Origin of the sequence: Streptomyces sp. NBC_00358 (assembly GCF_036099295.1) — a bacterium.
GTDB lineage: Bacteria > Actinomycetota > Actinomycetes > Streptomycetales > Streptomycetaceae > Streptomyces.
Map to the genome: position 1 here is coordinate 7,141,680 of NZ_CP107976.1, position 22,805 is coordinate 7,164,484.

Sequence of the window (22,805 nt, forward strand, 5' to 3'; positions counted from 1 at the left end):
CGGACGTTCCCCTGCTGAACGCTCATCGACCCGCCTCCGAGGTGGTGTTGAGGATGTTGACACCCTTGAAGAGGGCGGAAGGGCAGCCGTGCGACACCGCGGCGACCTGGCCCGGCTGGGCCTTGCCGCAGTTGAACGCACCGCCGAGGACGTATGTCTGCGGGCCGCCCACCGCGGCCATCGAGCCCCAGAAGTCGGTGGTGGTCGCCTGGTACGCGACATCACGCAGCTGACCCGTGATCCGGCCGTTCTCGATCTTGAAGAAGCGCTGGCCGGTGAACTGGAAGTTGTAGCGCTGCATGTCGATGGACCAGGACCGGTCGCCGACCACGTAGATGCCGCGGTCGACGCCCCCGATCAGATCCTCGGTGGCCAGCCCGCCCGGGTCCGGCCGCAGTGACACGTTGGCCATCCGCTGCACGGGCACGTGCCCGGGGGAGTCGGCGTACGCGCAGCCGTTGGACCGCTCGAAGCCGGTCAGCCTCGCGATCCGCCGGTCGAGCTGGTAGCCGACGAGCGTGCCGTCCTTCACCAGGTCCCAGGACTGGGCCTCGACGCCCTCGTCGTCGAAGCCGATGGTCGCGAGGCCGTGTTCGGCGGTGCGGTCACCGGTCACGTTCATCAGATCGGAGCCGTACCTGAGCTTGCCGAGCTGGTCGAAGGTGGCGAACGACGTCCCGGCGTAGGCGGCCTCGTAACCGAGCGCCCGGTCCAGCTCGGTGGCGTGCCCGATGGACTCGTGGATCGTCAGCCACAGGTTGGACGGATCGACGACGAGGTCGTACACCCCCGCCTCGACGCTCGGTGCCCGCATCTTCTCCGCGAGCAGCTCGGGGATCCGCTCCAGCTCGGAGTCCCAGTCCCAGCCGGTGCCCCGCAGGTACTCCCAGCCGCGCCCGGCCGGCGGCGCGATCGTCCGCATCGAGTCGAACTCGCCGCTGGACTCGTCGACGGCGACGGCGGTGAGCTGCGGGTGCAGCCGCACCCGCTGCTGGGTGGTCACGGTCCCCGAGGTGTCGGCGTAGAACTTGTTCTCGTGCACGGTCAGCAGCGAAGCGTCGACATGGTTGACACCGTCCGCCGCCAGCAGCCGCGCGCTCCAGTCCGCGAGGAGGCCCGCCTTCTCCTCGTCCGGCACGGAGAAGGGATCGATCTCGTACGACGAGATCCAGGTCCTGTCGGCGTGCACCGGCTCATGGGCCAGCTCCACCCGCTCCTCGGAACCCGCCGCCTTGATCACCTGGGCCGACAGCTTCGCCATCGCCACGGCCTGCGAGGCGACCTTCGCGGCCGCGTCCATCGTCAGATCCACGCCCGACGCGAACCCCCAGGTCCCGCCGTGCACGACCCGCACCGCGTACCCCAGGTCCGTGGTGTCCGAGGACCCGGCCGGCTTGGCGTCGCGCAGCCGCCAGGACGCGCTGCGCACCCGCTCGAAGCGGAAGTCCGCGTGGTCGGCGCCCAGCGCCCGCGCGCGCGCGAGCGCGGCGTCGGCGAGTGCGCGCAGCGGTAGCGCCGTGAAGGCTTCGTCGATGGAATGAGGCACCGAGGTCTCCCTGCTGTCGTGGCCCGTCGGGTCCGATCATGTCGCGCGGGCGGCTCCGGCTGCCACGCCTTTGCCGTGACCGGGCGCGTCTTTCGGCCGCGCCGTCGGCTTTGAGGCCCTACGGCCTCGGCTTTCTGTAGGGATCCGACAGCAGTCACCCGAACCCACTGTCGGTGCCCGATTCTCCCGGAGGCCAGGGGGACCGATAGGTTTTCGAGGAAGGCGCCTGTATTGCAGGGGTTTCCGTCCGCTAACGAAAGGGTGATCCGTTGAGCCGCTCGGTTCTCGTCACCGGAGGCAACCGGGGCATCGGCCTCGCCATCGCCCGAGCATTCGCCGACGCAGGCGACAAGGTCGCGATCACGTACCGGTCCGGTGAGCCGCCGGCCGCCCTGACGGAATTGGGGTGCCTGGCGGTCAAGTGCGACATCACCGACACCGAGCAGGTGGAGCAGGCCTACAAGGAGATCGAGGCCGAGCACGGCCCGGTCGAGGTCCTGGTCGCCAACGCCGGCATCACCAAGGACCAGCTCCTGATGCGCATGTCCGAGGAGGATTTCACCTCGGTCATCGACACGAACCTCACGGGCGCCTTCCGCGTGGTCAAGCGCGCCAACCGCGGCATGCTGCGGGCCAAGAAGGGCCGCGTCGTCCTGATCTCCTCGGTCGTCGGCCTGCTCGGCTCGGCGGGACAGGCGAACTACGCCGCGTCCAAGGCCGCCCTGGTCGGCTTCGCGCGTTCGCTCGCCCGTGAGCTCGGCTCGCGCAACCTCACCTTCAACGTCGTCGCGCCCGGCTTCGTCGACACCGACATGACGCAGGCGCTCACCGACGAGCAGCGCGCGAACATCGTGTCGCAGGTGCCGCTGGGCCGCTACGCGCAGCCCGAGGAGATCGCCGCGGCGGTGCGGTTCCTCGCCTCGGACGAAGCCTCGTACATCACTGGAGCCGTCATCCCGGTTGACGGCGGACTGGGAATGGGTCACTGATCACCATGAGCGGAATTCTCGAAGGCAAGCGCGTCCTGATCACCGGTGTGCTGATGGAGTCCTCCATCGCCTTCCACACCGCGAAGCTGGCCCAGGAGCAGGGTGCCGAGATCATCCTGACCGCGTTCCCGCGGCCCACGCTGACCGAGCGCATCGCCAGGAAGCTGCCGAAGCCCACCAAGGTCATCGAGTTGGACGTCACCAACGAGGAGCACCTCGGGCGTCTGGCCGAGGTCGTCGGCGAGGAGCTGGGCAGCCTCGACGGCGTCGTGCACTCCATCGGTTTCGCACCGCAGGACGCGCTCGGCGGCAACTTCCTCAACACGCCGTTCGAGTCGGTCGCCACCGCCATGCACGTCTCGGCGTTCTCCCTGAAGTCGCTGACGATGGCCTGCCTGCCGCTGATGCAGAACGGCGGCTCCGTCGTCGGCCTCACCTTCGACGCGCAGTACGCCTGGCCGCAGTACGACTGGATGGGCCCGGCCAAGGCCGCCCTGGAGGCGACCAGCCGCTACATGGCGCGCGACCTGGGCAAGCAGAACATCCGCTGCAACCTCATCTCGGCGGGCCCGATCGGCTCCATGGCCGCCAAGTCCATCCCGGGCTTCGGCGAGCTCGCCTCCGTGTGGGACACCCGCGCGCCCCTGGAGTGGGACCTCAAGGACCCGGAGCCGGCCGGCAAGGGCGTCGTCGCCCTGCTGAGCGACTGGTTCCCGAAGACCACGGGCGAGATCATCCACGTGGACGGCGGTCTGCACGCCATCGGCGCGTAAACGCTTACGCCCCGTATCGACGCCCCGTTTCCCGCAGCGCGCGGGGAGCGGGGCGTCGCCCGTTCGGCCCATTCGACCGGGCGGCCCGGACCCCCTGCCCCCCACGCTGGGAGAACGCACCGCCCCGCAGCCGTACGGCCGAGGAGGTCCCCTTGTGCGCCTGTCCCGCCGTTTTGCCCCGGTGTTCGCCGCTGTAGCCCTGGTGATGGCCGTGCCGTACGACGCGACATCCCACACGCGCGTGGAGGGTGCCTACGGCGGGGCCGGGAGCCCCGCCGCGTCCCAACCGTTCGGTGCCGAGTGCCGGACCACCGTCACCGGCTCCCATGTCGTCGCGTACTGCCACAACCCCTATGTGGGCACCGACCGGGTCAGCCTGCACGTCGAGTGCGCCCGCTGGTGGGACATCGACACCGACAGCGCCCCGGTCGACGTCGGCCCCGCGATGACGGTGCGCCTGGCCGGCCGCTGCTGGAAGGAGATCCGCACGGTCTGGATCACCCACGGGCCGTGAGGTCGGCGCACCCGCGGCCGGTACCCGCCTTTGCGGGGTGCCCGGCGGCGGGTGTCCGCGCCGGCGGTTCGTGACGCCTGGCGCTCCCGCGGCCGGTGTCCGCACCTGCGGGTCGTGAGGTCCGTAGACCCGGCGGCCGGTGTCCGCGCCACGCGACGTGGCGTCCAGCCCCCCGGGGGTCCGGCGCCCGCGTCTGTCGGCCGCCCCGGCGCGTGCCTCGCCGGTCGATCCGTCCGGCCTGGCCTCCCGGGCGTCCGGGGCTCCCGCGTCTACGCCTGGCCCTCCCGGGCGTCCGGGGTGCCCGCGCCTACCCCTGGCCCCCCGGCCGTCCGGGGCGGCACTGGAACGGATAGCTCGCGGCCTCGGCGGCCGCGCCCTCCGCGTCGCCCGTCCGGATCGCGTCCACGAGCCGGGTGTGGTCCATGTACGTCTCCGGCGTCAGCTCCTTGCCCACGTCCTCGCGCAGCCAGTCGCGCAGCACCTCGCCCAGATCCGCGTACATCGCCGTCATGACGTCATTGCGGGACGCGGCCACCACCGCCAGGTGAAAGGTCGCGTCGGCGGCCACGAAGGCCTCGGCGTCGCCCGATTCCCAGGCCTCCTCCCGGCGTACGAGAAGTGCGTCGAGCTGCTTCAGATCGCGCTCGGTGCGCCGCTCCGCGGCCAGACTGGCGGCGCTCGACTCCAGCGTGGAACGCAGTTCGGCGATGTGCCGCGGGTCGGCGTCCGCGAACCGCCGGTGCATCACACCCGCCAGCTCGCTGGTCGCCACGACATAGGTGCCGGAGCCCTGCCGGATGTCCAGCAGCCCGTTGTGGGCGAGCGCCCGGACGGCCTCGCGCACGGTGTTGCGGGCGACGCCGAGCTGGTCGACGAGCTCCGGCTCGGTGGGGATACGGGAGCCCACCGGCCACTCGCCCGAGGTGATCTGGTTCCGCAGCTCGGCGATGACCTGTTCGGACAGGGCCGAACGGCGGGGATGGCTCAGCGGCATGGCGGTCCTTCGTACGGGCCCGGGTGTGGTCGTTCGCGCGGGGCCGGAGGTTCCGGAGATTAACGCAGCAGGATTGGACAGCCAATCATCCCATGATTCTATGATGGGCGTCATGGCCATCGAGGAGACCCGGACCACGACGACGTCCCCAGCGGTACGCCGCTCCACCGAGAGCACGGCACCCGAATCGTCGTCCACGCGCGCGTGGACGACGCGACTGGTGGTCGCCGGAATCGTCCTCGCCGCACTCAATCTGCGCCCGGCCATCACCAGCCTCGGAGCCCTCCTCGAAGAGGTGCGCGACGGCCTCGGCATGAGCGGCAGCGTCGCCGGACTGCTCACCTCCGTACCGCCCCTGTGCTTCGCCGTCTTCGGTGTGATGGCACCGCGTCTCGCCCGCCGCTTCGGGCCCGCCGTCGTCGTCTGCGCGGGCATGGTCGCCATCACCGCGGGACTGGTGCTGCGCCCGTACGTCGGCGGGGTGGCCGGCTTCCTCGCCGCCAGCGCGCTCGCGCTCATGGGCATCGCCGTCAGCAACGTCCTGATGCCGGTGATCGTCAAGCGCTGGTTCCCCGACAAGGTCGGCTCCATGACCGGCCTGTACTCGATGGCGCTCGCCCTCGGCACCTCGGTCGCCGCGGCGGTGACCGTCCCGATGACCGACGCCCTGGGCGGCAACTGGCAGTCCGGGCTCGTGGTGTGGGCGGGCCTCGCGGCGGCGGCCGTGGTCCCGTGGATTCTGCTCGTACGCGCGCGGGGCACCGTTTCCCCCGCCGACGGCCGCGAGCCCGCCGCGCCCGCCACCGGCGTCCAGGAGATCCCCGCGCCCGGCGCGGCCCCTACCGGCGACCGGACCGCCGAGGCCGTCGCCGCCCCGCACGAGCCCGACGGACTGCGCATCACCCGCAGCCGTACGGCCTGGGCGCTCGCCGTCTTCTTCGGCCTCCAGGCCACCGCCGCCTACATCACGATGGGCTGGATGGCACAGATCTTCCGCGACGCGGGTGTCGCCGCCGGTACCGCCGGACTGCTTCTCGCCGTCACCATGGTGATGGGCGTACCGCTGGCCTTCGTCATCCCACGCCTGGCCACCCGCCTGCCCCACCAGGGGCCCATCGTGGTCGCCCTCGGCCTCTGCGGACTCGCCGGATACGCGGGCCTCTACCTCGCCCCCGCGGCGGGCGCCTGGGCCTGGGCCCTGCTGCTCGGCGTCTCCAACTGCGCCTTCCCGCTCGCCCTCACCATGGTCGGCATGCGGGCCCGGACCGGCGCCGGTGTCGCCAAGCTGTCGGCGTTCGCCCAGAGCACCGGCTATCTGATCTCGATCCCAGGACCGCTGCTCGTGGGCGTGCTCTACCAGCACAGCGGCGGCTGGGGCCTGCCGCTCGCGATGATGGCCGGGCTGATGATCCCGCAGATCGGTGTCGGCATCCTGGCGGGCCGCGACCGCACCGTGGAGGACGAGGCGGCCGGATGACCGCACTCCGGGAAGCGGGCCCCGGCGGCGGTGGAACGGACCGGGGGTGCGAGACTGGCCGCATGCCTGTGCTCGACCCGAACCCCCAGAACAGCCAGAAGAAGCTGCTGCTCGTGCTCGGCGCGATGCTGGCCATCACGGTGATCATCGGCATCATCGCGTCCATCGCGTCCCCGTGAACGGCGTGGTCGCCCCGCCGGCGACCGCACGCTGACCGTCGCCGCACCGGTGCCGTGGCGCCCCTCCCGGCCCTCCGGCACGCAGCGTCCCTGACGCAAGCCTGCCCGACGGCCCGCCCGCGGGTCCGGGGTGGGGCTAACCCCCCATCCCCTAGGGGGTGAGTGTCAGGGTCAAGTGGGTGGATCACCGGATGGGCCGAAGGCTCCGGAGTCCGTAGTTTCGAGTTGTGGCCGCGCGGCGCGGCCACGCACACTCGAAGACCCACGGAGGCGGCATGTCGGCCCCTACGCACACCCGGCCCCACCCGGCGACCACGGGCCGCGTGGACATCCGACTGCCCTGGTGGGCCCTGGCCCTGCCCACGCTCGCCTTCATCACCCTGCTGGTCATGATCCTCAACCCGGTGGACGCGCACGCCGCGGGCAGCGACCCGGCGATCACCCATATGTTCGAGCGGGTCCAGCAGGCGGTCCTCCACAACACCCCGTGAGCCGTTCGCGCCCCCGCGCACGACCGCACCCACCGCATTCGAGCCACCCGCCTCCTGCCGCGCCGATCGCTCCACCGCACCTCGCGCCGTACCGCACGGACGGACCCCGCCCGCAACCCGGGAAGACCGTTTCCCCTCTCAAAGGGTGAGCCATCGCCCCTGACGGAGCACGACGTCACCCTCACCGGGGGACCGCATCAACTCCCTGCGCCCCATGGCATGTTTCGTGCGAAGCTGGGACGCATGAGCGTCGCAGAACCCCGCAGGATCGTCCTCTTCCGGCATGCGAAAGCCGACTGGCCGGAGATGTCCGACCATGAGCGGCCGCTCGCCGACCGGGGCCGCATGGACTCCGCTGTCGCCGGACGCAGACTGGCCGACACCGGCATCCCTCTGGACCTGGCCCTCTGCTCCACCGCGATCCGGACCCGCGAGACATGGAAGCATGCCGTCCAGGAGCTACCGCACCGGCCGAAAACGGTCTATGAGGAGCGGCTCTACGAAGCCTCGCCCGGCGAGCTCATCGCCGTGCTCAACGAAACCCCGGACGACGCGCACAACGTGATCCTCATCGGTCACAACCCGGGCGTACACGGCCTCGCCGACGTTCTGGCGGGCCGTGCCGAGGGCGACACCCGTACCCGGATGAACGCCCACGGCTTCCACACAGCCGCCTTCGCGGTGCTCTCGTTCGAGGGCCCGTGGAAGTCCCTGGAGCCCGGATCGGGCACCCTGACCGACTACTGGGCTCCGACGCAGTAGAACCCGCCTCTACGTCGACGGGGCCCCGCACCGCCACGGTGCCGGGCCCCGTCCGTCGTGCACGTCACTCAGTGGGCGTTGTCGTCCTCGTGCATGTCGGCGGCCTCGACCTCTTCGCGGGTGACGCCCAGCAGATAGAGGACGGTGTCGAGGAACGGGAAGTTCACCGCGGTGTGCGCGGCCTGCCGTACCACCGGCTTGGCGTTGAAGGCGACCCCGAGGCCGGCGGCGTTGAGCATGTCGAGGTCGTTGGCGCCGTCGCCGATCGCCACGGTCTGGGCCAGCGGAACCCCGGCCTCGGCGGCGAACCGGCGCAGCAGCCGCGCCTTGCCCGCCCGGTCCACGATCTCCCCGGTGACCCGGCCCGTCAGTTTCCCGTCGACGATCTCCAGCGTGTTGGCCTGGGCGAAGTCGAGCCCGAGCCGGTCCTTCAGGTCATCGGTCACCTGCGTGAACCCACCGGAGACGACCCCGACTTGGAAGCCGAGGCGCTTCAGCGTACGGATCAGCGTGCGCGCGCCCGGCGTCAGCCGCACTTCCTCGCGCACCTTCTGCACCACCGACGCGTCCAGCCCTTCGAGGAGCGCCACGCGCGCGTGCAGGGACTGCTCGAAGTCCAGCTCGCCCCGCATGGCGGCCGCCGTCACGTCGGCGACCTCGGCCTCGCACCCGGCGTGCGCGGCGAAGAGCTCGATCACCTCGTCCTGGATGAGCGTGGAGTCCACGTCCATCACGACAAGACGCTGGGCCCGCCGGTGCAGGCCCGCGGCCACCACGGCGATGTCCACGCCGAGCGCCGCCGCCTCGGTCACCAGCGCGGTGCGCAGCGCCTCGGTCTCCGTACCGGACACCGCGAACTCGACCGCTGTCACCGGGTACTTGGCCAGCCGGAAGATACGGTCGATGTTGCCGCCGGTCTTCGTGATCCGGGCGGCGATGGCGGCCGTCGACTCCGCGGTCAGGGGGTGCCCGAGCACGGTGACCAGCGAACGTCCGGATCCGCGCGGGCGGTTGTCGCCGAGGCCGGAGATGATCTCCGCCTGCATCTTCATCGATTCCGCCCAGCTGTGGACGGTGGCCCGCAGATCGCCTTCGAGGCCGGCGGGCGGCTCGGTCACGAGCGCGCACAGCACGATCCGGCCCCGGGTGACGACCTGCTCGATGTCGACCACGTCGACGGACCAGGCGGCGAGGGTGTCGAAGAGTCCGGCGGTGATGCCGGGCCGGTCCTTGCCGAAGATCTTGACAAGAAGGGTGGGCACATCAGAGGTCTGCGAAGCGCTCATGGTGGTCCCACCGTATCCGGCACCCAGTGCCTCCCGCCCGCCCGGTCCGCCTGCCGGACACGGAACAGTGGGTGACACCCAAACGGCACACCGGTGACCAACGGACCACCCCCGCCGCGCGGGGGCGTCCACCACCTCCCACCCCGCCCGGCCCGCCGACCCCCGACACCACCCCGAGCCGGAAGCCCGCACCCCTGGGCCGGGCACCCGCACCCCCGGGGCTCCGCCCCGCACCCCCGCGCCGGGCACCCGCACCCCTGGGGCTCCGCCCCGCACCTCTGGGGCTCCGCCCCGCACCTCTGGGGCTCCGCCCCGAACTACGCTCCTCAATCGCCGAAGGGGCTGCCCCTTGGCCCCGCTTCTCCACCCCCCGAGGGGATGAAGTCTGCCCCCGCACCCGGCCGCGTACCGAGGGGGCCGTGCCCGGATGGGCGCAAGCCGGGTACCACCTGCACCCGGCCGCGTACCGAGGGGGCCGTGCCTGGGTGGGCGCAAGCCGGGTACCACTCGCACCCGGCCGCGTACGGGAGGGGTCGTGCCGGTACATCCCTGATGTCCGTCGCTTACGTTCGGGTCGATCGGCAGTTCGCACAGGTAGCCGACGTCTGATCCAGCGGCGACGGACTGGGATGTACCGGCACGGCCCCGACCCACCCCCACCGGACCCGCGCATCCTCAGCGTCGAGGCCCGCGCGGAGGCGGCGGTGGGCCTTCTCCCGGCGCGGGCGGAACAGGCGGCGGCGGTGGAGGCAACGGCGGTGGCCCGTCCTGCCTCCGCTTCGGGCGGGGCGCTCCGATCGGCCCCACCACGGTGGGCGCCCCATAGACGTCACCGGCCGGCCGGGAACCTCCCGGGCCAGGCCGCCGATCCTCCGGTTCCCGCAACTGGTCCGGCACCTTCAGATACGGATTGGTGTCCGGGTTGGGAGCCCGGTACGACCCCCCGGGCCGGTACGGCCCGGCATTCCCACCGGCACCGACACCGGCACTCGCACTCGCACCAACCCCCGTCCCACCACTGCCGAGCCCCTCGGCCCCTCTGGGCTCCCCGGACCCCCCGGACCCCGCACCCCCCGAGTCACCCCGTGCCACCCCCGCGGCCCTCCGCCCCGCGGCCCCACTCGCACAGGCCAGCAACGCCCCCACACCCCCGGCCCCCGCCCCCCAGAGGGCACCCAGTACCAACGCCACCCCCAACCGCCCGTGCAACGTGATCCCGGCCCCGAACGCGTCGAACCCGAGCACGGACAGGGAGGCGTCCACCGACACCTCCGTCAGCCACGCGAGCAGCGGCAGTGCCAGCGCCGTCACGACCCCGAGCCGAAGTGCGCAGCGCCCGGCGAACCGCAGCGCGCTATCGCCCCGTACAGCCGAAGCACCCGGCACCCCCGCAGCGGCGGCATCCCCGGCCCGTACAAATGGCGTACGCGCGGCCGTCAGGACGCCCGCGTACAGCATCATGAGGGCGGCGGCGACGGCCAACAGCCATACGCGCCCGTCGAGTTCGGCGAGACGCCCGAGGGTGACCGGCCGGGACGCGTCGACCGTGAGCAGCCGGTCGAGGGGATCGGGCAGCAGCTTGGCCAGCTCGCCGGTCGCCTTGCCGTCCCACGGGACGAAGAGTCCGAGGGGGACGCCGAGCCAGACCCCGTTGGGCGCACCCAGCAGCGCCGCGCCGGCGACCCGCTTCGGGTGGTCGTCGCCCACCGCCGCGTACGCCGCCGCCGCGAGCCCGGCCAGGACCGCGACCAGCAGCACGGCGGCGAGCGAGGAGACGGCGGGCCGCACCACGCGGTGCACGGCGTCCCAGCCGCGCGGCAACGGCGTACGCCGGGAGGCCAGCAGGGCGATCAGCAGGACCCCGGCGGCCCACGCGGCCCCGCCGAGCAGCGTCGGCGTGGTGTCGACGGAGAAGCCCACGGCCGCCTTCGCCTTCACGAGATCGCCGATCCTGCCGGGCAGCAGGCCGCCGAGGTCCCCGAGCCCGCCCGGGAGTTTGTCCGTGATGTCACCGAGCCCGCCGCCACCCCCCGTGACCTTGTCGAGCCCGAGCTTGCCGCCGTCGATCGTGATGACGTCGTGGCCGGCCCAGGCGAGCCCGCCCAGCGTCGCCACGAACACGACGACCACCGAGCCCGCCCGCGCCAGGAGTTCAGCCGGCGCGACGACAACTCCGGCCCCGCGCAAGGAACGTAGGAAGAACCAGGACATCAGCAGGGCGCCGACCAGTCCGACGCCCAGCGGTGTGATCTGGATGGCGGTGTGCGCCTCCGCCCCCTTCAGCCCGAAGGCGGAGACGTTGCCCGACGGCGTCACCGCGCCGTTGGCCCCGAGCGCCACCACCGCGGCGGTCATGGGGCCGAGCGAGGCCGCCGAGTCCGCGCCGAGCAGGTGCAGGCCGAGCGCGGCGGTGCCCGCCATGCCGATCAACGCCCAGCTCACGGAGGCGATCGCGGACAGCAGCACGTCCCCCCACGGCACGCTTCTGGTGCTCCCGCCGTGGTGCATGGTCCCGATGCTCATCGCCAGACCCCCCGATCCGCGCCGCGGTGATCCCCGCGAATGTCCCCCTCGCGTGGGATTACCACTCTCCGGGCCGGTTTCAACCCCGTCAACGGAAACGGACAACCCGCCCGCGGAGTGTCCTTCACAAGGCCCGACTTTCGGTCAGGCGGCCTGTACTGAAATAGTTCCCCACGATGTTCGACATCCCTAGACTCCCTGCGACGGGGGAAACTCGGGGGACAACTCAGTGGGGCTGGAGTGCCGGAACTCGTACTGGAATTGAATGGACGGACCTGGACGCTCGACGCGTCCAGGCCCTACACCCTCGGACGTGATCCGCAGGGTGACATCGTGCTGGAGGACGCCAGGGTCTCCTGGCGTCACGCCACGATCAGCTGGAACGGCCGTAGTTGGGTCATCGACGACCACGGGAGCACCAACGGCACGTTCGTACGGGGGCAGCGGATCCACCAGATGGAGATGGGCCCCGGTTCGGCCGTGCATCTGGGCAACGCGACCGACGGACCGCGCCTGAGCGTGTCAGGTGCCGCGGCCTCGGTGGCGCAGCCGCAGCAGACGCCGCTCGCGGCGCAGGGCGCAGGCCCCGGCTGGGCTCAGCAGCCCACGCCGCAGGCGCCGGAACAGGCCTCGCAGCAGCAGCCGCAGCAGGCGGCGAGCATTCCGCAGCAGCAGGGACCCGGTGGTGGCGCGGGGGCGCCGCCGGTCTACGGCGACCGTAGCCCGACGACCTTCCACCAGTTCTCGCTCGGCCGTGTGATGCGCATAGGCCGCGCGCTGGAGAACGAGCTGGTGGTCTCCGACCTCCAAGTCTCGCGTCACCACGCCGAGTTCCACGCGACGCCGGACGGCCGCTTCGAGATCCGTGATCTCGGCTCGCACAACGGCACGTACGTCAACGGTATGCCGATCGCCAAGGGCGGCTCCGCGCTGCTCGGCCCGAACGACATCGTCGGCGTCGGCCACTCGACGTTCCGTCTGGTCGGCGACCGGCTGGAAGAGTTCGTCGACACCGGTGAGGTCTCCTTCTCGGCCCGCCACCTGACGGTCACCGTCGACGGCGGCAAGCAGATCCTCAAGGACGTCTCCTTCGGCGTACCCGAGAAGTCGCTCGTCGCGGTCATCGGCCCGTCGGGGTCCGGCAAGTCGACGCTCCTGAAGGCGCTCACGGGCTACCGCCCCGCCAACCAGGGTGACGTCCTCTACGACAACCGGAACCTGTACAAGCAGTTCGCCGAGCTCCGTCAGCGCATCGGTCTGGTCCCGCAGGACGACATCCTGCACAAGGAGCTGACCGTCAAGAAGGCCCTCAAGTACGCGGCCAAGCTGCGCTTCCCCGCCGACACCACGGGCCAGGAGCGCGAGGCCCGGATAGACGAGGTGCTGCGCGAGCTGAAGCTGGACATCCACAAAGAGAAGAAGATCACCTCCCTCTCCGGTGGCCAGCGCAAGCGGGTCTCGGTGGCCCTGGAGCTGCTCACCAAGCCGTCGCTGATCTTCCTGGACGAGCCGACTTCCGGTCTCGACCCGGGCATGGACCGCGATGTCATGCAGTTGCTGCGCGGCCTCGCCGACGACGGCCGTACGGTCCTCGTCGTCACCCACTCGGTGGCGGAGCTGGCGATCTGCGACAAGCTCCTCGTGATGGCGCCCGGCGGCTCCGTCGCCTACTTCGGTCCGCCGGAGGAGGCGCTGAACTTCTTCGGCTACGAGACCTGGGCCGACGTCTTCTCCGCGTTCGAGAACTACCGCGACTACGACTGGGCGGGCCGCTGGAAGGGTTCGCAGCACTACCAGATGTACGCCGCGGACATCGACGCGGTGGCTCCGCAGTCGACGCAGATGCCGCCCGCGCAGGCGATGAAGCCGCCGAAGCCGCAGAGCTGGGGCTCCCAGCTGATGACGCTGATCCGCCGCTACGCATCGGTGATCGCGTCGGACAGGGGCTTCCTGGCGCTGACGGTGATCCTGCCGGCCGTCCTGGGCTCGGTCAGCCTGCTCATCGACAACGGCAAGACGCTGCTGGTCAACGACAAGGTGCTGCCCTCGGGTGCCCATGTCGCGAACGGCACGGCCACGACCGTGCTGCTGATCCTCGCGGTCGGCGCGTGCTTCGCGGGCGCCGCCAACTCGGTCCGTGAGCTGATCAAGGAACGGGTGATCTACGAGCGCGAACGCGCGACGGGCCTGTCGCGTTCGGCGTACCTGATGTCCAAGGTGATCGTCCTCGGGGTGATCACCCTGCTGCAGGGCGCTCTGGTCGGTGCCATCGGCTTCGGCAGCCGTGAGGTGCCGGCCCAGGGGCTGATCCTCAAGAGCCTGCCCAAGATCGAGCTCACGCTGCCGATCATGGCTCTGGGCTTCGTGTCGATGATGTTCGGCCTGATCATCTCTTCGCTGGTGAAGACCGCGGAGAAGACCATGCCGCTCCTGGTCATGTTCGCGATCGTCCAGGTCGTCTTCACCGGCTGTCTGTTCATCCTGAACGGCACGGTGGGCGTCAACCAGTTCTCGTACCTGATGCCGGCCCGCTGGGCGGTGGCCGCCTCCGGCGCCACGCTGGACCTGAACAACATCTTCCCGAACCAGGACGACCCGACGAGCACGGACCCGCTGTGGAACCACACGGCCGGGGCCTGGACCCTGGACATGATCGCGCTGGTCGTCCTCGGTGTGGTCTGCGGCTTCTTCGTGGCCCGCTTCCTGCGCCGCCACGAGCCCGAGGTCATGCGCAAGTAGACGCCCGGGAACGACGCGAGGGCGGCACCCCGGATCGGGGTGCCGCCCTTCGGCGTCTGTGGGGAACTCCGCGCTGAGTCCTCAGTACGCGCTGTTCACGTTGTCCATGGAACCGTACTTGTCGGCCGCGTAGTTGCAGGCGGCGGTGATGTTGGCGACCGGGTCGTAGATGTTCCACGAGGTACCGGCCACGTGGTACGCCTTGAACGTCGGCGGGATGACCTGGAGCAGACCCTTCGACGGGATGCCGTTGATGGCGTTGATGTCCCAGTCGTTGATGGCCATCGGGTTGCCCGAGGACTCACGCATGATGTTCTTGTGCAGCCCCTGGTAGGTGCCGGGGATGCCCTTGGCCTTCAGGATGTCGAGGGACTGGCGGATCCAGCCGTCGAGGTTGTTGGCGTACGTCTTCGCGGCGACCGTCTGCAGCTTGATGCGCTGCGTGGAGCGGCTCGCGACGGCGGACTCGGCGCGCGACGCTGCGGCCTTCTTCTTCGCCGCCGCGTGCGCGGCCGTCTTCTTCTTCGCGGCCTGGGCGGCCGCCTTGTGCTTCGCGGCCACCGCGTCGGCGGCCTTCTTCTTGGAAGCGGCCGTGGAGTGGGCCGCCGCCTTGTGCTTCGCCGCGATGGCCTGGGCCTTCAGGTCGGCACCGGCCAGGGCGCCGGTGACGCCGGCCTTGACGTCCTTGATCTGGTGCCCGGTGTAGGCGACCTGCGCCGTGGGGGCGGCGGCGTCGTCCGTGGTGGTGTGCGAGTTGCCGGGTACCAGGGAGAACGCGAGGGCGGCGGCACCGAGGGTGGCCACACCGGCGATCGAAAGCTTGTGGAGCTTGGTCAGCGTCGGACGATGACCAGGAGTGGTGATGTTCTTGGGCATGACTGATGGACCTCTTCGAATAGCGCGGAGGTCGCTCTTCGTCCCGGCGGGGGACTGTGTGTTTCCGGAACAAACGCTGCGGGGGAGAACCCGCCGCGCTGAGCGACAACGCAATTCTTAGCGGTCGCAAAATGCCCTGGCAAAGCTGTGACCTACGAAGCCGGGTAGTGGAGACGGAAGGGGCAAATCGGGGCAGACTGGCACGTCTTCCCTGCTCATCTTGTCCCTTTTATCTCCTATGCTCCTTCGTACGTGACCTGGACCCTATGCGCGGGCTCACATGGCACCCCGGCCGATCTGACTGCTAGTTGCGCACGCAATGCTCAGAGTGAGGGCCCTCCTCCGGGAGGATCAGGTGTACGTCCCCGAACTCGTGCCAGAGGTAGCGCGCCCGCAGGGCCTCGGCGTAACCGCGGTCGATCGCCGCCCCTCCCGCGATCGCCTCCAGCATCAGCAGATGCGAGGCCTCCGGCTCGTGCAGCCCGGTCAGCAGCCCGTCGACGGCCCGTACACCGCGCTCCGGGGTCACCACCAGGCCGGTCCAGCCCCGCGCGGCCCGGACCAGCCCGTCCGTGCCGGTCGCCGACTCCACGGCCCGCACGGCCGTCGTACCGACCGCGATGATCCGGCCCCCACCCGCCCGCGCCGCGTTGATCAGCCGGGCCGACACCGCGGACACCTCGTACCGCTCCGGATACGGCGGCTCGTGCGCCTCGGCCGACGCGACCCCCGTGTGCAGCGTGACCGGCGCGAACTGCACACCCCGGCTCACCAGCTCCGCCACCAGACGCGCGGTGAAGGGGCGTGCCGCGCTCGGCATCTCCGCGCTGCCCCCGCCGTCGGCGGACGGCAGCGCGAACACCGTCTGGTAGACGGACAGCGGCTGGTCCCGCTCCGTATAGGAGTAGCGGATGGGCCGCCCGTGCCTCCGCAGCAGTCCCGGTACGTCCGTGTCCGGCACCCGCGCCCACCACAGCCGGGGACCGCGCGCGGACAGCGGTTCCTCCAGGACCAGGGGTACGGCCCCGGGCAGACGCACCACTGTTCCCGCGGGGCCGCCCGCACGCGCACGCGTGGTCCCCATCCCGTCGGGATCCCGCAGTTCGACCGCCCACCGCCCGTCGTCGCCACGCGTGGAGAAATGCACCACCACACGCGCGTGGCCGAGCCACCCGTCCACGGCCGCCGCCAGGGTGGCCGAGGTGTTGACGATCAGCAGATCCCCCGCCCGCAGCTCCCCGGGCAGCTCCACGAACGCGTGGTGCGACACCGCGACACCGCGCGACACCAGCAGCCGTACGGAGTCCCGGTCGCGCCCGGGGCCGCGCTGCTCCGCCGGCACCCGGGCCGACAGCTCCTCCGGAACCTGCCCCCACGCCCGGCCGCCCCCGGCCTGAGGAACCCCCGTCGCCGTCGTCACCGCTCCTCCAGCAGCGCCGCCGCCGTGTAGCGCCCACTGGCGGGCCGCTCGTCGAGCAGACGGAGAAAGGCCGGAACCACGCTCTCCGGGGCCGGCCGCGGATCACCGTCGTCCGGTACGGCCGCCCGGTAGAGGTCCGTGCCCATGTCCCCGGGGTCCACGGCCCACACCCGCAGGCCGGACTCCTCCTCGCCGAGCACCGCGGAGAGGTGGTCGAGCGCCGCCTTGGAGGCGCCGTAACCGCCCCAGGTCTCGTACGCCTCCGCCGCGGCGTCCGAGCTGACACCGACGACCGCGCCCGCCCCCGCCGCCCTCAGCAGCGGCAGCGCCTCCTGGACCATCCCCAGGGCGGCGACCACATTGACCTCCAGGGCCTGCCGCAGCCCGTCCAGGCCCAGCTCCTCCAGGCGCACCAGCGGCTCCGCGCCCAGCGCGCTCGCGTTGTTCACGAGCAGGTCGACACCCCCCAGCCTCCGGGCCGCCGCCACCAGCGCGGCACGGTGATCCGCGTCCGTCACGTCCCCGGGCAGAGCCTCCACCCGGGTCCCGTGGGCGGACAGCGCCTCCGCGGTCTCCTTCAGCACCCCGGCCGTTCTGGCGTCGAGCACCAGGTCCCAGCCGCGTTCCGCCAGGGCCGCGCCGAGCGCCCTGCCCAGCCCCTTCGAGGCCCCCGTGATGATCGCTACCGGCATGACATCCGTCCCCTCACTCAGGCCGCCTTCCCGGCGGGTGCCCTCACGGTAGGAACGGGGCCCGCCCGGCCGCCTCGTGCGCGGGCCGTAATGATCAGGGGCCCTTCGGCCTAGGCCCAATGGCCGGGCGGACGCCGGCACGGGTCCGATACGCGGTGTCACACCCCGCCGGTAGTTTGGGGTCATGAGTCACGGACCCCGGTCGGGCCTGTACGCGGTGAGCACCGCGCTCCTGGCCATGAGCAGGCACCTCGAAGTGCGCGACGTCCTCAAGACGATCGTCGCCTCGGCGCGCGAGCTGCTCGACGCGCAGTACGCGGCGCTGGGCGTGCCCGACGACCACGGAGGCTTCGCCCAGTTCGTCGTCGACGGTGTCAGCGACGCACAGTGGAAGGCCATCGGACCCCTCCCGCGCCAGCACGGCATCCTCGCCGCGATGCTGCGCGAGGCCCGCACCGAGCGCCTGGCCGACGTACGCAGGGACCCCCGCTTCGAGGGCTGGCCCGAGGCCCACCCCGACATGTCCGACTTCCTGGGCCTGCCCATCCGCGACGGCGACGAGGTCATCGGCGCGCTCTTCCTCGCGAACAAGCGGTGCCCGGGGCAGGGGCACTCCCCGAACCCCGAGCCGGAGGGAAGCTGCGGCTTCACCGAGGACGACGAGGAACTCCTCACCATCCTCGCCCAGCACGCGGCCATCGCCCTGACCAACGCCCGGCTCTACGAGCGCAGCCGCGAGCTCACGATCGCCGAGGAGCGCTCCCGGCTCGCGCACGAACTGCACGACGCCGTCAGCCAGAAGCTGTTCTCCCTGCGCCTCACCGCGCAGGCCGCCGCCACCCTCGTCGACCGCGACCCCTCCCGGGCCAAGGGCGAACTCCAGCAGGTCGCCGCGCTGGCAGCCGAGGCCACCGAGGAACTGCGCGCCGCCGTCGTCGAGTTGCGCCCCGCCGCCCTCGACGAGGACGGCCTGGTCGCCACCCTGCGCACCCAGATCCAGGTCCTGGACCGCGCCCACTCCGCGCGCGTGACCTTCACCAGCCACGGTGTACGAGCGCTGCCCAACTCCCAGGAGGAGGCGATGCTGCGAGTGGCCCAGGAGGCCCTGCACAACGCCCTGCGGCACTCCGGCGCCACCCGTGTCGACGTCAGCCTGGTCAGGCGCGGCCCCGGTGCCGTCCTGCACGTCATGGACGACGGCAGCGGCTTTGACCCCACCGCGATACGCAGCGCCGGCCGCCATCTCGGCCTGGTGTCGATGCGGGACCGGGCGAGCGGGGTCGGCGGAACACTCACCGTGGAATCGGCGCCCGGAAAGGGCACCATGATCGAAATGGAGGTCCCTGGTGGCTGACGCAATCAAGGTGCTGCTCGTCGACGACCACCAGGTCGTCCGCCGGGGACTGCGCACCTTTCTCGAAGTGCAGGACGACATCGAGGTCGTCGGAGAGGCGTCCGACGGAGCCGAAGGCGTCGCCCGCGCCGAGGAGTTGAGACCCGACGTCGTCCTCATGGACGTCAAGATGCCGGGAATGGACGGCATCGACGCGCTGCGCAAGCTCCGCGAACTCGTCAACCCCGCACGCGTGCTGATCGTCACCAGCTTCACCGAGCAGCGCACGGTGGTGCCGGCGCTGCGCGCGGGCGCCGCCGGGTACGTCTACAAGGACGTGGATCCCGACGCGCTGGCCGGAGCCATCCGCTCGGTCCACGCGGGGCACATCATTCTCCAAGCCGAGGTCGCGGGCGCCCTGTTGTCCCAGGAAGAGGTCAACTCGGGCCAAGGGAGAGGCGGTTCGCTCACCGACCGGGAGCGCGAGGTGCTCGGCCTGATCGCGGACGGCCGCTCCAACCGGGAGATCGCCCGTGCCCTCGTCCTCTCCGAGAAGACGGTGAAGACACACGTTTCGAACATCCTGATGAAGCTCGACCTCGCCGACCGCACCCAGGCCGCGCTCTGGGCGGTACGGCACGGGATCGCGGACTGATCGTCAGGGGGTGTCCCACCAGGGGATCCACGCGCCGGCGCACCCCCTCAGGAGACGGGCGGGACGGTGCCAACGCCCGGCAACTCGGGGGGTTCCGACCCGGGATGAGATTCATACCGTCGGGTGTATGTCACCCGGATGGCGCATCCTCTCCGGGGGCCGGCCGTTCTCCAGTGCGCCGCGGCGGACTGCCGCGGTGTTCGCGAGGAGGGGTTTCACACGTGAAGAACCTGAAGAAGGTCACAGCTGTCGCGATGGTGGCGGGCGGTCTGGTCGCCGCCGGTGCGGGCATGGCTTCGGCCGCGGACGGCGCGTCGGCGGCCGGCCAGGCCGTGGGCTCCCCGGGCGTCGTCTCGGGCAACCTCGTCCAGGCCCCGGTCGACGTTCCCGTGAACGTGGTCGGCAACAGCGTGAACGTCATCGGCGCGCTGAACCCCGCGTTCGGCAACCTCGGCCTCAACCGCTGAGTTTCCCCACCGGAACGATCACGGCCACCGGCCCTCCGGGAAATCCCTGGGGGCCGGTCGGCTTGTCGGCTCATCGGCGGACTGCACCGGACGGGGCAAACCCTGCGGCCCCCCGTGCCGTCCCCGGCTCTGCGGCGTTGCTCAGGTACGACCCGCGGCGGGTCGGATTCGTGAACGCAGGAGGAACACTTCCCATGAACATCGCCAAGAAGGCCGCTCTGGCCGTCACCGTCGCCGGTATCGCCGCGGGAGCTTGCGCCGGTGCCGCCGTCGCAAACTCGGGCGCCGAGGGCGCGGCCGTGCAGTCGCCCGGCGTCCTCTCGGGCAACGTCGCGCAGGTCCCGGTCCACGTCCCCGTGAACGTGGTCGGCGACAGCGTGAACGTCATCGGCGCCCTGAACCCGGCGTTCGGCAACGCGGGCGTCAACGGCTGAGCCCCACCGCCCACAAGGGCCCCGCGAACGGAAACGTTTCGCGGGGCCCTTCCGCATGCACCTCAGCTCACTCCTCAACCGCCGGGGCGCTGAATTCCCCCGGCCCAGGGACCTGACGGTCCACCACGACGCGCCCGCGGCCGGGTACGCACGGAAGGGGCCGTGCCGGTACATCAAATGCCCGCAGGCCGGACGGATCAGCACCCACGCCCACTTCGAAACGCCGGTGGGATCCGTTCGGATGCGGGCGGATGTACCGGCACGGCCCCGCCCCCCAACGTCCCGGAGCCGGACACCGAGCCGAGCCGAGCCGAGCCGTGCCGAGCCGTGCCGAGCCGAGCCGAGCCGAGCCGAGCCGAGCCGAGCACCGAGCCGAGCCGAGCACCGAGCCAAGCTCAGCGCGCCCCCCGCTCCATCTCCTCCACGAACGCGTTGTACGCGGCCACCTGCGCCCGCCGGGCCGTCCGCTCCACCGGGCGCAGGGCCTCGGCCCGAGCGGACATCTCCGACGCGCTCACCGCGCCGCCGTGCCCGCTCTCGTACGCCACGGAAATCAGCATCCCGACCCGCTGAGCCAGCTCCAACACGCGCACCGCGCGCGGCGGGTACCCGGGGGCCAGCACCTCGTGCCCCCGCTCGGCCCGCGCCCGGTACGCCTCGATCGCCGCAGCCGCGACCGGCCCCGACCCGGCCACGTCCAGCCGCGCCAGCACCTCCGTCGCCTCACGGAGCGCCTCCGCCAGCTCCCGCTCGGACTCCCCGAGCGAGGGCACATCGGCGGGCGGAGCCTCCCGTACGGCGAGGCAGTGCCAGACGACCTCGACATGTACATCGCCGGCCGGCCCGGCCTCGTACACCTCGGGCACGAGCCCCAGCGCCGCGCCGTGACAGACCACGGCCTCCTCGGCGTCGAGGGCGCGCGCGTTGAACGCGGGCGGCCCGCTGAGCCCGAGCGGATGCCCCGGCGCGGGCAGCGCGACCCGCAGTCCGGTCACCCCGAGTCTGCGCAGCCGGCCGAGGGCGAGCGTGAGCCCGACGGGCCCCGACTCGCCGGGCAGCCCCTCGACCCGGTGCACCGCGTCGTCCCCGACGATGGCGAGCACGGCGTCGTCCGGCGAAACAAGTCCGGCCAATAGGGCATTTCCCCATGCCGCCAACTGTCCTGAGCGTGGTTCCGAGAGCATGCCCCCACCCTAAGGACCGGCCGATGGATCGGTGCGGCCGACCGGTGGCGTAGGTTTTCCCTGGGGGCTTCGTCCACAGACGTAAGCGACGGCCGAGACTGCAATGGGAGACAACGCGCTCATGAGCGATGTACTGGAGCTGGTGGACGTATCCGTGGTCCGCGAGGGCCGGGCTCTGGTGGACCAGGTCTCCTGGTCGGTCAAAGAGGGAGAGCGCTGGGTCATCCTCGGCCCCAACGGCGCCGGGAAGACGACCCTCCTGAACGTCGCCTCCAGCTACCTCTTCCCCAGCGCGGGCACCGCCACGATCCTCGGTGAGACCCTCGGCCAGGTCGACGTCTTCGAGCTGCGCCCGCGCATCGGCATCGCCGGCATCGCGATGGCCGAGAAGCTCCCCAAGCGCCAGACCGTCCTGCAGACGGTCCTGACCGCCGCGTACGGCATGACCGCCGGGTGGCACGAGGACTACGAGGACATCGACGAGCAGCGCGCCCGCGCCTTCCTCGACCGCCTCGGCATGAGCGACTACCTGGAGCGCAGGTTCGGCACCCTCTCCGAGGGCGAGCGCAAGCGCACCCTGATCGCCCGCGCCCTGATGACCGACCCCGAACTGCTGCTCCTCGACGAGCCCGCGGCCGGCCTCGACCTCGGCGGCCGCGAGGACCTCGTGCGCCGCCTCGGCCGCCTCGCCCGCGACCCGATCGCCCCCTCCATGATCATGGTCACGCACCATGTCGAGGAGATCGCCCCCGGCTTCACCCACGTCCTGATGATCCGGCAGGGCAAGGTGCTCGCCGCCGGCCCGCTGGAGCTCGAACTCACCTCGCGCAACCTCTCCCTCTGCTTCGGCCTCCCGCTCGTCGTCGATCAGGTCGGCGAGCGCTGGACCGCGCAGGGCCTCCCGATGGCCTGAACCGTCGCGGCACGCGGACGCACACCCATCACCCGGCGTACCCGACTTGATCGCGCGCTCTGTCCGCCGGGGGAGCGCGGACCTACCATGACCGTGTGAACGACATCAACGCATGGGTGTGGTGGCTGGTCGGGGCGGCCGGACTCGGCATCCCGCTCGTGGTGACCGCCATGCCGGAGTTCGGGATGCTCTCCGTCGGCGCCGTCGCGGCGGCGGTCGTGGCGGGCCTCGGCGGCGGTGTCGTCCTCCAAGTACTCGTCTTCGTGGGCGTGTCGGTCGCGCTCATCGCCGTCGTACGCCCCATCGCCGCCCGGCACAGCGCCCAACGCCCGCAACTCGCCACGGGAATCGAGGCGTTGAAGGGCAAACAGGCCATCGTCCTGGAACGCGTGGACAGTTCGGGCGGGGGCCGCATCAAGCTCGCCGGAGAGATCTGGTCGGCACGCGCCCTCGACGCCGGACTGGCCTACGAGGTGGGCCAGGAAGTCGATGTCGTGGACATCGACGGAGCCACGGCGATCGTCATGTGACCTCGTACAACGCAAGTGAACCGAACGC

General features: G+C 71.4%; 22 protein-coding genes. 14 read left to right on the plus strand and 8 right to left on the minus strand.

Annotation, left to right across the window (positions count from 1 at the left end; genetic code table 11):
- Window positions 1-22: 22 nt before the first annotated feature.
- A complete protein-coding gene (locus tag OHT01_RS30495) occupies window positions 23-1,546 on the minus strand; it encodes a TldD/PmbA family protein (protein ID WP_328556311.1) in 1,524 nt (507 codons plus the stop codon).
- A 269-nt stretch (window positions 1,547-1,815) separates the two neighbouring features.
- On the opposite strand from OHT01_RS30495, the gene fabG reads away from it, so the two are divergent.
- The 3 genes from fabG to OHT01_RS30510 all read left to right on the plus strand — a co-directional run bounded on the left by fabG (window position 1,816) and on the right by OHT01_RS30510 (window position 3,822).
- Entirely contained in the window at window positions 1,816-2,535 is a 720-nt protein-coding gene (gene fabG, locus OHT01_RS30500; protein WP_328556312.1) for a 3-oxoacyl-[acyl-carrier-protein] reductase, read from the plus strand.
- A 5-nt stretch (window positions 2,536-2,540) separates the two neighbouring features.
- Window positions 2,541-3,308 carry an enoyl-ACP reductase FabI gene (fabI, locus tag OHT01_RS30505; RefSeq protein WP_328556313.1) on the plus strand — a complete coding sequence of 256 codons (768 nt, stop codon included), beginning with the start codon at window positions 2,541-2,543 and terminating at the stop codon, window positions 3,306-3,308.
- A gap of 154 nt (window positions 3,309-3,462) precedes the next feature.
- Entirely contained in the window at window positions 3,463-3,822 is a 360-nt protein-coding gene (locus tag OHT01_RS30510; protein WP_328556314.1) for a hypothetical protein, read from the plus strand.
- A 307-nt stretch (window positions 3,823-4,129) separates the two neighbouring features.
- Here the strand turns inward: OHT01_RS30510 and OHT01_RS30515 are convergent, their stop codons facing one another.
- On the minus strand, window positions 4,130-4,816 hold the full coding sequence (locus OHT01_RS30515; RefSeq protein ID WP_328556315.1) for a FadR/GntR family transcriptional regulator: 687 nt from the start codon (window positions 4,814-4,816) through the stop codon (window positions 4,130-4,132).
- A gap of 100 nt (window positions 4,817-4,916) precedes the next feature.
- Here OHT01_RS30515 and OHT01_RS30520 point away from each other — a divergent pair, with 100 nt between their 5' ends.
- From OHT01_RS30520 to OHT01_RS30535, 4 genes are all read left to right on the plus strand, one after another.
- Window positions 4,917-6,293: a CynX/NimT family MFS transporter gene (locus OHT01_RS30520; protein WP_443043470.1), complete on the plus strand. Its 1,377-nt coding sequence runs from the start codon at window positions 4,917-4,919 to the stop codon at window positions 6,291-6,293.
- A 62-nt stretch (window positions 6,294-6,355) separates the two neighbouring features.
- On the plus strand, window positions 6,356-6,472 hold the full coding sequence (locus OHT01_RS30525; protein WP_328556317.1) for an SGM_5486 family transporter-associated protein: 117 nt from the start codon (window positions 6,356-6,358) through the stop codon (window positions 6,470-6,472).
- Window positions 6,473-6,747: 275 nt separating this feature from the next.
- Window positions 6,748-6,963, plus strand: a complete 216-nt coding sequence (locus OHT01_RS30530) for a hypothetical protein (protein ID WP_328556318.1) — start codon at window positions 6,748-6,750, stop codon at window positions 6,961-6,963.
- A 243-nt stretch (window positions 6,964-7,206) separates the two neighbouring features.
- A complete protein-coding gene (locus tag OHT01_RS30535; RefSeq protein ID WP_328556319.1) occupies window positions 7,207-7,725 on the plus strand; it encodes a SixA phosphatase family protein in 519 nt (172 codons plus the stop codon).
- Window positions 7,726-7,793: 68 nt separating this feature from the next.
- On the opposite strand, the gene serB is transcribed toward OHT01_RS30535, so the two are convergent.
- Together serB and OHT01_RS30545 are read right to left on the minus strand one after the other, a co-directional pair.
- A complete protein-coding gene (serB, locus tag OHT01_RS30540; RefSeq protein ID WP_328556320.1) occupies window positions 7,794-9,011 on the minus strand; it encodes a phosphoserine phosphatase SerB in 1,218 nt (405 codons plus the stop codon).
- A gap of 675 nt (window positions 9,012-9,686) precedes the next feature.
- Window positions 9,687-11,534, minus strand: a complete 1,848-nt coding sequence (locus tag OHT01_RS30545; RefSeq protein ID WP_328556321.1) for a streptophobe family protein — start codon at window positions 11,532-11,534, stop codon at window positions 9,687-9,689.
- A gap of 240 nt (window positions 11,535-11,774) precedes the next feature.
- On the opposite strand from OHT01_RS30545, the gene OHT01_RS30550 reads away from it, so the two are divergent.
- Window positions 11,775-14,273: an ABC transporter ATP-binding protein/permease gene (locus OHT01_RS30550; RefSeq protein WP_328556322.1), complete on the plus strand. Its 2,499-nt coding sequence runs from the start codon at window positions 11,775-11,777 to the stop codon at window positions 14,271-14,273.
- Between the two features lie 81 nt (window positions 14,274-14,354).
- Here OHT01_RS30550 and OHT01_RS30555 read toward each other — a convergent pair whose 3' ends face one another.
- The 3 genes from OHT01_RS30555 to OHT01_RS30565 form a co-directional block, all read right to left on the minus strand.
- Window positions 14,355-15,149 (minus strand): transglycosylase SLT domain-containing protein, encoded by a 795-nt coding sequence (locus tag OHT01_RS30555; protein WP_328556323.1) that lies wholly within the window; start codon window positions 15,147-15,149, stop codon window positions 14,355-14,357.
- 304 nt (window positions 15,150-15,453) lie between these two features.
- Window positions 15,454-16,569: an S-adenosylmethionine:tRNA ribosyltransferase-isomerase gene (locus tag OHT01_RS30560; protein WP_328556324.1), complete on the minus strand. Its 1,116-nt coding sequence runs from the start codon at window positions 16,567-16,569 to the stop codon at window positions 15,454-15,456.
- Entirely contained in the window at window positions 16,566-17,261 is a 696-nt protein-coding gene (locus OHT01_RS30565; protein ID WP_328556325.1) for an SDR family NAD(P)-dependent oxidoreductase, read from the minus strand. Before OHT01_RS30565 ends, OHT01_RS30560 begins: the two co-directional genes overlap by 4 nt.
- Before the next feature lie 184 nt (window positions 17,262-17,445).
- On the opposite strand from OHT01_RS30565, the gene OHT01_RS30570 reads away from it, so the two are divergent.
- The 4 genes from OHT01_RS30570 to OHT01_RS30585 all read left to right on the plus strand — a co-directional run bounded on the left by OHT01_RS30570 (window position 17,446) and on the right by OHT01_RS30585 (window position 20,150).
- Window positions 17,446-18,615, plus strand: coding sequence for a GAF domain-containing sensor histidine kinase (locus OHT01_RS30570; RefSeq protein ID WP_328556326.1), 1,170 nt, complete (start codon window positions 17,446-17,448; stop codon window positions 18,613-18,615).
- Window positions 18,608-19,249, plus strand: coding sequence for a response regulator transcription factor (locus tag OHT01_RS30575; protein WP_328556327.1), 642 nt, complete (start codon window positions 18,608-18,610; stop codon window positions 19,247-19,249). The genes OHT01_RS30570 and OHT01_RS30575 overlap by 8 nt, the downstream gene beginning before the upstream one ends.
- A gap of 221 nt (window positions 19,250-19,470) precedes the next feature.
- Window positions 19,471-19,716: a chaplin gene (locus tag OHT01_RS30580; RefSeq protein WP_328556328.1), complete on the plus strand. Its 246-nt coding sequence runs from the start codon at window positions 19,471-19,473 to the stop codon at window positions 19,714-19,716.
- A 194-nt stretch (window positions 19,717-19,910) separates the two neighbouring features.
- Window positions 19,911-20,150: a chaplin gene (locus OHT01_RS30585; RefSeq protein ID WP_328556329.1), complete on the plus strand. Its 240-nt coding sequence runs from the start codon at window positions 19,911-19,913 to the stop codon at window positions 20,148-20,150.
- Window positions 20,151-20,545: 395 nt separating this feature from the next.
- Here the strand turns inward: OHT01_RS30585 and OHT01_RS30590 are convergent, their stop codons facing one another.
- Window positions 20,546-21,334 carry a hypothetical protein gene (locus OHT01_RS30590; protein WP_328556330.1) on the minus strand — a complete coding sequence of 263 codons (789 nt, stop codon included), beginning with the start codon at window positions 21,332-21,334 and terminating at the stop codon, window positions 20,546-20,548.
- A 121-nt stretch (window positions 21,335-21,455) separates the two neighbouring features.
- Between OHT01_RS30590 and OHT01_RS30595 the strand changes: the two genes are divergently transcribed.
- Window positions 21,456-22,247, plus strand: coding sequence for an ABC transporter ATP-binding protein (locus tag OHT01_RS30595; protein ID WP_328556331.1), 792 nt, complete (start codon window positions 21,456-21,458; stop codon window positions 22,245-22,247).
- 95 nt (window positions 22,248-22,342) lie between these two features.
- Window positions 22,343-22,777 (plus strand): NfeD family protein, encoded by a 435-nt coding sequence (locus tag OHT01_RS30600; protein ID WP_328556332.1) that lies wholly within the window; start codon window positions 22,343-22,345, stop codon window positions 22,775-22,777.
- The last annotated feature ends 28 nt before the right edge of the window (window positions 22,778-22,805 follow it).